At 74.6% G+C, this 9,169-nt stretch carries 8 protein-coding genes; 3 read left to right on the forward strand and 5 right to left on the reverse strand.

Annotated features, from left to right (window positions below; translation table 11 throughout):
* Nucleotides 1-43: 43 nt before the first annotated feature.
* Genes ACFU7Y_RS33035 through ACFU7Y_RS33045 form a run of 3 tightly spaced genes read right to left on the reverse strand, consistent with a single transcriptional unit; the run spans nucleotide 44 to nucleotide 2,939 of the window.
* On the reverse strand, nucleotides 44-721 hold the full coding sequence (locus tag ACFU7Y_RS33035) for a DUF6875 domain-containing protein (RefSeq protein WP_380770580.1): 678 nt from the start codon (nucleotides 719-721) through the stop codon (nucleotides 44-46).
* Nucleotides 718-1,425: a hypothetical protein gene (locus ACFU7Y_RS33040; protein ID WP_380770581.1), complete on the reverse strand. Its 708-nt coding sequence runs from the start codon at nucleotides 1,423-1,425 to the stop codon at nucleotides 718-720. The genes ACFU7Y_RS33035 and ACFU7Y_RS33040 overlap by 4 nt, the downstream gene beginning before the upstream one ends.
* Nucleotides 1,422-2,939, reverse strand: a complete 1,518-nt coding sequence (locus tag ACFU7Y_RS33045) for an aminotransferase class I/II-fold pyridoxal phosphate-dependent enzyme (RefSeq protein WP_224282845.1) — start codon at nucleotides 2,937-2,939, stop codon at nucleotides 1,422-1,424. The genes ACFU7Y_RS33040 and ACFU7Y_RS33045 overlap by 4 nt, the downstream gene beginning before the upstream one ends.
* A gap of 360 nt (nucleotides 2,940-3,299) precedes the next feature.
* On the opposite strand from ACFU7Y_RS33045, the gene ACFU7Y_RS33050 reads away from it, so the two are divergent.
* A complete protein-coding gene (locus ACFU7Y_RS33050; RefSeq protein WP_224282844.1) occupies nucleotides 3,300-4,814 on the forward strand; it encodes a multicopper oxidase family protein in 1,515 nt (504 codons plus the stop codon).
* 61 nt (nucleotides 4,815-4,875) lie between these two features.
* Here ACFU7Y_RS33050 and ACFU7Y_RS33055 read toward each other — a convergent pair whose 3' ends face one another.
* Nucleotides 4,876-6,384, reverse strand: a complete 1,509-nt coding sequence (locus ACFU7Y_RS33055) for an FAD-binding protein (RefSeq protein WP_224282843.1) — start codon at nucleotides 6,382-6,384, stop codon at nucleotides 4,876-4,878.
* Between the two features lie 63 nt (nucleotides 6,385-6,447).
* Nucleotides 6,448-6,786, reverse strand: coding sequence for a hypothetical protein (locus ACFU7Y_RS33060; RefSeq protein ID WP_224282842.1), 339 nt, complete (start codon nucleotides 6,784-6,786; stop codon nucleotides 6,448-6,450).
* Between the two features lie 276 nt (nucleotides 6,787-7,062).
* Between ACFU7Y_RS33060 and ACFU7Y_RS33065 the strand changes: the two genes are divergently transcribed.
* Nucleotides 7,063-7,362: a YciI family protein gene (locus ACFU7Y_RS33065; protein ID WP_380770582.1), complete on the forward strand. Its 300-nt coding sequence runs from the start codon at nucleotides 7,063-7,065 to the stop codon at nucleotides 7,360-7,362.
* Nucleotides 7,363-7,495: 133 nt separating this feature from the next.
* A complete protein-coding gene (gene pgm, locus ACFU7Y_RS33070) occupies nucleotides 7,496-9,136 on the forward strand; it encodes a phosphoglucomutase (alpha-D-glucose-1,6-bisphosphate-dependent) (protein ID WP_224282841.1) in 1,641 nt (546 codons plus the stop codon).
* The last annotated feature ends 33 nt before the right edge of the window (nucleotides 9,137-9,169 follow it).

The raw sequence follows: 9,169 nt of genomic DNA on the forward strand, positions 1-9,169 counted from the left end.
GAGCCGGGCGCCGGCCGGCTCCGCGCGCGCTGGGGGAGGGGGGTCAGGCGGCGGCGCCCTGCCGGCGGGCGCGGACACTGGTGACCAGCTGGGCGCGGATGCGGGCGGGGACCTCGGGGGCGAAGCGGGCCAGGTAGTGGTCCAGGTGGGTCTCGTCGCCGGCGAGGAAGGGCAGGTCGAAGACCAGGAGCTTGCGCACCGCGAGCAGCGGGACAGGGGAGCGCAGCGGCCTGAAGGAGTGGTTCCACAGGCCGGGTTCCTCGCAGACCGGGTGGAACTGGCCGATCATCAGGCCCTGTTCGACGAACTCGTCCTTGGCCTTGCGCTGGAGCTCGTCCAGCACGGTGGAGTCCTCGCGGTCCAGCTGGGGCAGCACCAGCAGCACGGTGAGCAGCTCGCGCTCCGACTCCTCCCGAAGGCCGGCGAGCAACTCGTCGTAGCGGGCGCGCAGTTCGGCCACCAGGGCGGGAAGGTCCCGCCCGGGGGAGCCGTCGGCGACGGCGATGTGGAACAGGCCGCGGCGCAGCGAGGGCTGGGTGTAGGGGCAGACCGGGCCGCTGCGGCCGAGGTCGGGGTGGGAGGTGGTGAGGAAGGCGCGGGCCCAGGCGAGGGTCTCCACGGCTTCGGGGCGGTCGGCGGCGTGGCCGGCGTCGATGGCCTCGGCGCTGTACAGGCGCAGCGCACCGGCGACGGCGGTGGCGGTGGCGGTGGGGGCGGTCAACGGGGCCCCCGCCAGACCGGGGCCAGACGGGGGCCGCCGCCGGGCAGGGCGATGGCCTCACCGAAGCGGGTGAAGCCGCCGCCGGCCAGGAGGTGGGCGCCGGCCGGGGAGCTGGTCTCGGCGTAGGCGGCCTGGCCGGCGGTGTCGACCTCGGTGAGGAAGGCGTGCAGCAGGGCCTCGCCGGCGCGGGTGCGGCGGGCGTCGGGGCGCACGCCGACGAAGGCGAGGTAGTGGTGGGAGCGGTGGCGTGGGTGGCGCAGGGTCTGCAGGCGGGTGATGGCCTCCAGACGGTGGGCCGCCTCCCGGTGTCCGGGGGCGTCGATGGCCTCGGCGAGGGCGTCGGTGGTGGCGCCGTCGTGAAGGCCAGGGTTCTCCCACAGGCCGGGCGGAAGGAACAGCAGTGCCCCCAGCGGCTGCCCGTCGCCGCAGGCCGGGCCGCTGTCGGCGGTGGCCCGGTGGGCGACCAGCACGCCCCGGTGGGCCAGGCACTGTTCGACGTGGACGCGGAAGAAGGCGGGCAGGACGCGCGCGCGGTGCTCGGGGTCGGGGAAGGCCCACAGCATCAGCGCGTCGTCGGCGAAGGCGCCGGCGAGCACGGCGGCGAGGGCGCTCTCCTCGCCCGGGCGGGCCGGGCGCACGGCAGGCCGTACGGCGGGCTGTAAGGCGGTGCCCGCGGCGGCGGGCAGGGCGGTGGCGGTGGTCAACGGGCACTCTCCTCGAACGAGGGGGCGGACGAAGGGGAAGGCGGGTCAACGGGAACATCCGGCGGGCCGGCCGGAACATCCGGCCGGTCGACCGGCACATCCGGCGGCCCGGCCGGCACATCGGCAGGAAGGCGCGTGGCCGAGGCGGCCAGGGCGCAGACGCGCGCGTGCAGCGGCGCCACCCACCCCTGCGCCTCGGGCTTGATCAGCACGCTGCGCAGCACCCGCGCCCCGCCCGCGTCCGCCCGCACGCCCGGGTGGCGGCGGGTGAAGTCGGCGGCGTCCACGCGCAGCACGCTCAGGTACACCGGGTCGTGCTCGTCGGCCATGCCCTGACGCAGGACGCGCTCGCCGGCGGCGTCGACGGCGGACAGCGCGGGCACACCGGCGACGGTGGGGAAGTAGGTGACGATGTCCAGCTGCGGCTCCTGGTACAGCGTCAGCTCGGTGCTGTCCTCGATCAGGGCGGCCCAGGCCAGGGCGGCGCGCCGGCTCGCGGCCAGCCCCGCGCCCAGGCCCTGCGCGGTGAGCGGCAGCAGCTGCAGGGTCAGCCACAGGGCGGCGGCCGAGGCCCCGGCGCGCGAGCACTCCAGGCTGATCTCGCCCAGGTGCAGCTCCGCGTCGGTGAAGTAGGTGTACGGGGAGTCGTGGGCGAAGTGGCGCCCGATGCCGGGGTCGGCGAACAGCACCGCCCCGCAGCCGTACGGCTGGAGGCCGTGCTTGTGCGGGTCGACGGTCACCGAGTCGCAGCCGGCGATCGCCCGCCACGGCGCGGTGTCCACCCCCAGCGAGGCCGCCAGCGCGTCGTCGGCGGCCAGCAGCGCGAAGAACCCGCCGTAGGCGGCGTCCACGTGCACCCGCGCCCCGTAGCGGCGCGCCAGCGGCAGGATCTCGTGCACCGGATCCACCGCGCCGAGCCCGGTGGTGCCGCAGGTGACCACCACCGTGCCCACCCGCCCGGTGCGCAGCAGCTCCTCCAGCGCGCCGGCGTCCATCCGGCCCTCGGCGTCCGCCGCCACCGCGTGGCCGCTGACGCCCAGGACGTGACACATCCGGCTGTGGGTGTAGTGGGCCTGGCTGCTGTAGGCGACGCCGCGGCCGGGGTGGCTCTGGCGCGCCACGTACAGCGCCTCCAGGTTGGCGATGGTGCCGCTGCTGGTCAGGTGGCCCACGTGCGCGGGCAGGCGGAACATGGCGGCCAGCTGCGCGACGCACTCGCGCTCCATGTCGTTGGTGGCCGGCCCGCCCTCGTAGGCGTGGTTGTTGGGGTTGAAACGCATCGCCGTCAGGTAGCCCACCAGCGCCGCCGGGTGCGGGGGCTTGACCATCTGCCCCGCGTAACGCGGATGGAAGAACGGGTAGTTGTGCTCCAGGCGCTTGGCGAAACGCTCGAACGCGGCGGCGAAGTCCGCCTCGTCCACCAGGTGCGAGGGGTGCGGCTCCAGCGGCCCGAACCGCTCGCCCCACCGCTCGGCCACCTCGGCCGCCCTCGGCAGCCAGTACCGCAGGTCCACGCTCCGGCCCTTCCCCTCAGTCCTTCGACAACAGGGGGACCGGCGCGCAGGTGAGCAGCACGCCGGGCCCCTGGCGAGTACGAGCGTTCACCGCGTGCCGAGTCTTGAGCGTTCCTCGACCGCGTCCGCAGCCACGGTGGCCACCGCGCGCAAGGCGCCCGCAACACCCGCAGCTCACCCACCGCCCCGCCCGCCGGCCCCCACCACCCCGCCCCGTTACCGCCCCGGGCACCTCCCGCACGGCCCAAGCCAAACCCCACCGGGGCGTGAGCCGGCGCTGCTGCAATCACCCCCGGACAAGGCCGCCCCACATCCCCGTCCGGGCGAGGCCGGGGGAGCTCACGCGGGAGGAACGACGCGATGGTGACCAGACGCAGGATGATCGGCGCCGCCCTGGCGACCGGAGGAGGGGTCCTGCTCGTGCGCACCACGCTGCGCCCGGCCGCCTCCGCCGCCTCCACCACCGCCGCCGCCGGGCAGGACGCGGGACACGCCCACCCGGCGGGCGCCGCCGCCCCCGACCCGGGCCCGGACGCCGGCCCCTCGCTCGTGGAGAAGTTCACCACCGCCCTGCCGCTGCCCCCGGTGCTCAGCCCCGTCGCCACCGACAACGGAGCCGACACCTACGCGGTGACCATGCTGCGCTCCTTCGCGCGGATCCTGCCCGGGCACCGCACCGAGGTCCTCACCTACAACGGCGCCTTCCCCGGCCCCGTCATCCGCGCCCGCTCCGGACGGCCGGTGATCGTACGCCAGACCAACCTGCTGGACGACCCCGTCTCCGTCCACCTGCACGGCTCCGCCGTCCCCGTGGACAGCGACGGCGGCCCGATGAACCTGCTGGGCGCCGGCGCCACCCGCACCTACACCTACCCCAACGACCAGCCCCACGCGAGCCTGTGGTTCCACGACCACGCCCACCACCTGGAGTCCGAGCACGTCTACCGGGGCCTGGCCGGCACCTACCTGCTCACCGACGCCACCGAGGCCGCCCTGCCGCTGCCCTCCGGCCGCTACGACCTGCCCATCGCGCTGCGCGACGCCCGCTTCGATTCCTCGGGCAACCTCGTCTACCGGATGGACGACGCGGCCGGCCGCGCCACCATCCTCGCCAACGGCCGCCCCTGGCCCAAGGTCGACGTCGCCGCCCGCCGCTACCGCATCCGCCTGCTCAACTCCTCCAACCTGCGCTTCTTCTCCCTGCGCCTGGCCGACGGCGGCCCGATCACCCAGATCGGCTCCGACGGCGGCCTGCTGGAACGCCCCCACACCACCGACACCATCGACCTCTCGCCCGGCGAGCGCGCCGACGTCGTCATCGACTTCTCCCGCTACCGCCCCGGCACCAGCGTCGTGCTCACCAACTCCATGCCGCCCGGCCCCGCCGAACACATCGGCCAGGTCCTGCGCTTCGACGTCGGCCGCCCCGCCCCCGACCCCTCCGCCGTCCCCGACCGGCTGCGCACCCTGCCCCCGCTGGGCCCGGTGGCCCGCGAGCGCACCATCGTGCTGAAGGTCGAGGAGGGCACGGCGGGCGCGGCCCCGCGCGGCCTGATCGACGGCCGGCAGTACGACCCGGCCCGGGTGGACGCCTCCGTCGCCTTCGGCACCTCGGAGATCTGGACGGTGGTCAACGCCAACACCGACATCCCGCACAACTTCCACCTGCACCTGGTGCAGTTCCGCGTCCTTGAGCGCAACGGAGCGGCCCCCGGCCCCGAGGAGGCCGGCCTGAAGGACACCGTGCGCCTGATGCCCGGCGAGAGCGTGCGCCTGCAGGCCACCTTCGACTCCTACCGCGGCCGCTACCCCTACCACTGCCACCTGCTGGACCACTCCGCGATGGGCATGATGGCCCAGATGGAGATCACCTGACCCCCACAGGGCCGCCCGCACCCACCCGCAGGCGCGGGCGGCCCTGGAAGAGACGGTCAGGTCAGGACACGTGGATGCCCTGCCCCGGCGTCAGGATGCCCGCCGGGTCGAAGCGGCGCTTGGCCTGCACCACCCGCTCCCACAGCCCCCCGTAGTGACGCCGCCAGTCCGCCTGCGTCATCCCCGGCACCGCCCCGATCAGGTACCGCTTGCCGCCCAGCTCCACCGCCAGGTCGTACAGGCGCCGGTTGCGCTCCAGCATCGCCGCGGTGTCCGCCCCCGGCCCCGGGAAGGCCAGCAGGTCGAAGTGCCAGCCCACCTCCTGCTCGGGCAGCACCGCCAGCGGCGCCTGCACCTTCGAGCGCTCGTACGGGTAGAACAGCAGCAGCCCCGCCCCCAGATCGGCGGCCGTCAGCACCTCGGCGGCCCGCGCCATGAACGCCCGCGCCGTGGACGCCGGCAGGAACACGCTCAGCCACGGCTTGGGCAGCGCCCAGAACCCGGCCGCGCGCAGGTACCCGGCGAAGCCGTCCACCCGGAAGGCGTACTCCCGCCAGCTCTGCTCCACCACCTCCGTCCGCACCGGGCCCAGCCCCGCCAGCAGCGCCGCCCGGTCCACCGCCTGCCCGGCGTCCGCGAACGCCACCAGCTCCGCCTTGTAGCGCCAGCGCGTGCCGTCCTCGCTGCGCACCACGTCGCCGACCTGGAGGTCGAAGCGGCGTTCGGCCATGACCTTCTGCTGGTCGGCGAGGTAGGCGTCCAGGTCGTCGTAGTGGAGCGAGAAGACGTGGGCGCGTTCGCGCACCCGGACCAGGGCGAGGGTGACGCGCACGATGACGCCGACCTGGCCGCCGCCGGCCAGCACCGCCTCGAACAGTTCCCGGTTGCGGGTGGGGGAGGCGGTCACCAGCTCGCCGGTGCCGGTCACCACGTCCAGCTCCAGCACGTTGTCGACCTGCATGCCGTGGCGCTGCACGCCGCCGCCGATGCCGCCGACGCTCAGCGTGCCGCCCACCGTCAGGTGGAGGTAGTCGGTGAGCACCGGCGGCACCCAGCCGGCCGCCAGGCCCGCCTCGGTGACCTGCGCCCAGGTGGCCCCGGCCTCGACGACGGCGCGCCCGGGGCGCACCGAGACGACCTTGGACAGGCCGCGGGCGTCGATGGCGATGCCGCCGCGGGGGTTGGCCTGGCCGTAGCTGGAGTGCGACTCCAGCCCGGCCTCGCCGAGCTGCGCGAGGTCGCCGCTCTGGCCGTTGACGGCCACCGGGATGCGGTGGCGGCGGGCGAAGGCCACCAGCTGCTGCACGTCGCGCACCGAGCCGGGGCGCAGCACCGCGCGGGGTGTGGCGGTGACGAGGTGTCCGAAGTCGGTGGAGAAGCGTTCCAGGCCGTCGCCCTGGAGGGTCACCGTGCCGTCGAGGGCGGGCAGTCGGGCGACATCGGCGCCGTCGGCGGTGTCGGCTTCGGTGGCCCAGGCGGTGGTGGCGGTGTTCCAGCCGATGACGGCGGTGACGGCCCCGGCGCCGGCTCCGGCGAGGAGGGTGCGGCGCGACATTCCTGACCTGCTCATATCAGAATTTCTCCGATCAGTCGTCAAATAGGGATTGTTGTACCGCAACCATCGGGTGATCACCTACTGCCCTGCACTGCCGAGCTGCTGCTCGATGCGCCGCAGCTCGGTCATCGGGTACTCCCACATCCGCACCTGGTGGGCGGGGGCGTGGGCGGGGATGTGCGCGCAGGCGGCTTGCGCCTGCGCCAGCAGCGCCCGCCGCGCCTCGGGCAGGTGGGCCACCCGCGGCCCCTCGGCGGCCTCCCGCAGCACGAACGCCAGCTTGTAGGCGTAGGCGGCCGGGCTGACCGTGAACAGTGCCCGGTAGACCCACAGGCCCTCCTCGCCGTGCAGGATCCGCCCGTTGTGGCTCAGCAGCCGCACCCGCGCCCTCAGCACCAGGTCCTCGTGCACGCGCATACCCTCGTCCCCCTTCGTCGTCCGTGTGGTTCCTCCCGTCCGCGGGCAGCACGCCGTGCGCGCCGGCCGCCCGGGACGGGGCGGTGGCGCGGGACGCGGAAGGGGATGCGCACGAGTCTGCGGGCGGGCGGTGCCGTGCGGCAAGGCGGAAGAATGGTGTGCTGTGTCCTACCGCAACCCTTGCCCGAGCTGGCAGGATTGGGGTCGGCACCCTCCCGGGGCGGGAGATGCGGGGGGCGACGCGGCCCGTCGGGGCCCGGGGTCTAGCCTGGCCGCATGTTCGTACTGGAGCTGACGTACACCGCCGACCTGGAGTCGATCGACGCCGTGCTGGCGCAGCACATCGAGTGGCTGGACGCGCACTACGCGGCGGGCACCTTCCTCGCCTCGGGGCGCAAGGTGCCGCGCGACGGCGGGGTGATCCTCGCGGTCGGCGAGGACCGTGCCCTGATCGAGGCACTGGTGGCCACCGACCCGTTCGTGCGCGCCGGGCTGACCGAGTACCGGGTGACGGAGTTCCTGGCCACCACCACCGCCGAGGTGCTGGCCGCCCACCGCCGGCAGCTGCCCGCCTGAGGCCTGCCGCCCGCCCGTTCGTGGTGCCCCGGACCGTTCGCGCGGTTCGGGGCACGGTCGCGTTCTGGCTACGATCGGTGAGCGCGGAGCGAGGACGTATCGCGAGTTACCGACTTTCGGCGGGAGAAGACGGATGGCACACGCACGGGCCGGGCAGCCGGCGCAGCCCGGTGACCTGGTGGACGTGGCGCGGCTGGTGACGGCGTACTACGCGCTGAACCCGGACCCGCAGGAGCCCGGGCAGCGGGTGGCGTTCGGAACCTCGGGGCACCGGGGCTCGTCGCTGGACGCGGCGTTCAACGAGGACCACATCGCCGCGACCACGCAGGCGATCTGCGAGTACCGGGCCGAACAGGGCGTCGCGGGCCCGGTGTTCCTGGGCGCCGACACCCACGCCCTGTCCGAGCCGGCCAAGGCCACCGCCCTGGAGGTGCTGGCTGCCAACGGGGTGCAGGTGCTGATCGACGCCGCCGACGGCTACACCCCCACCCCGGCGGTCTCGCACGCGATCCTCGCCCACAACCGGCGCAGCCCCCGCGCGCTCGCGGACGGCATCGTGATCACCCCCTCGCACAACCCGCCGCGCGACGGCGGCTTCAAGTACAACCCGCCCAGCGGCGGCCCGGCCGGCTCGCAGGCCACCGGCTGGATCCAGGACCGCGCCAACGAGCTGATCCGCGAGGGCCTGCGCGGCGTCAAGAAGGTCCCCTACGCGCGGGCGCTGGCCGCCGCCACCACCGGGCGCCACGACTACCTCACCGCCTACGTCGAGGACCTGCCCTCCGTCCTGGACCTGGACGCGGTGCGCGAGGCGCGCCTGCGCATCGGCGCCGATCCGCTGGGCGGCGCGTCGGTGGCCTACTGGCAGCGCATCGCCGAGACCCACCGCCTGGAGGTGACCGTCGTCAACCCGGTGACCGACCCGACGTGGCGGTTCATGACGCTGGACTGGGACGGGAAGATCCGCATGGACTGCTCCTCCCCGGCCGCGATGGCCTCCCTCATCGGCCGCAAGGACGAGTACGCCATCGCCACCGGCAACGACGCGGACGCCGACCGCCACGGCATCGTCACCCCCGACGGCGGCCTGATGAACCCCAACCACTACCTGGCGGTCGCCGTCGACTACCTCTACCGCCACCGCGCCGACTGGCCCGGCGACGCGGGTGTCGGCAAGACCCTGGTCTCCTCCTCGATGCTCGACCGCGTCGCCGCCGACCTCGGCCGCACCCTGGTGGAGGTCCCGGTCGGCTTCAAGTGGTTCGTCGACGGCCTGCTGGAGGGCTCGATCGGCTTCGGCGGCGAGGAGAGCGCCGGCGCCTCCTTCCTGCGCCGCGACGGCGGGGTGTGGACCACCGACAAGGACGGCATCCTGCTCGCCCTGCTGGCCGCCGAGATCACCGCCGTCACCGGCGCCACCCCCAGCGCCCACTACCGGGAACTGACCAAGCGCCACGGCGCCCCCTCCTACGCCCGCGTGGACGCCCCCGCCGACCGCGAGCAGAAGGCCCGCCTGGCCCGGCTGTCCCCGGAACGGGTCGGCGCCGGCAAGATCGCCGGGGAGGAGATCACCGCCGTCCTCGCCGAGGCCCCCGGCAACGGCGCCCGGATCGGCGGCATCAAGGTCTGCACCGAGAACGCCTGGTTCGCCGCCCGCCCCTCGGGCACCGAGGACGTCTACAAGATCTACGCCGAGTCCTTCCACGGCGACGAGCACCTCGCCCGGGTCCAGGACGAGGCCCGCGCCCTGGTCGGCGAGGTCCTGCGGGGCTGAACCCGGCGCCCGTGCCCCGCTCCGGCTCCCGGC

Origin of the sequence: Kitasatospora sp. NPDC057542 (assembly GCF_042801945.1) — a bacterium.
GTDB lineage: Bacteria > Actinomycetota > Actinomycetes > Streptomycetales > Streptomycetaceae > Kitasatospora.

Bases quoted from the DNA above. Each gene is read 5' to 3' on its own strand.
- pgm (WP_224282841.1), top strand. From the start codon at position 7,496: ATGGCACACGCACGGGCCGGGCAGCCGGCGCAGCCCGGTGACCTGGTG.
- ACFU7Y_RS33065 (WP_380770582.1), top strand. From the start codon at position 7,063: ATGTTCGTACTGGAGCTGACGTACACCGCCGACCTGGAGTCGATCGAC.
- ACFU7Y_RS33050 (WP_224282844.1), top strand. From the start codon at position 3,300: ATGGTGACCAGACGCAGGATGATCGGCGCCGCCCTGGCGACCGGAGGA.
- ACFU7Y_RS33055 (WP_224282843.1), bottom strand. From the start codon at position 6,384: ATGAGCAGGTCAGGAATGTCGCGCCGCACCCTCCTCGCCGGAGCCGGC.
- ACFU7Y_RS33060 (WP_224282842.1), bottom strand. From the start codon at position 6,786: ATGCGCGTGCACGAGGACCTGGTGCTGAGGGCGCGGGTGCGGCTGCTG.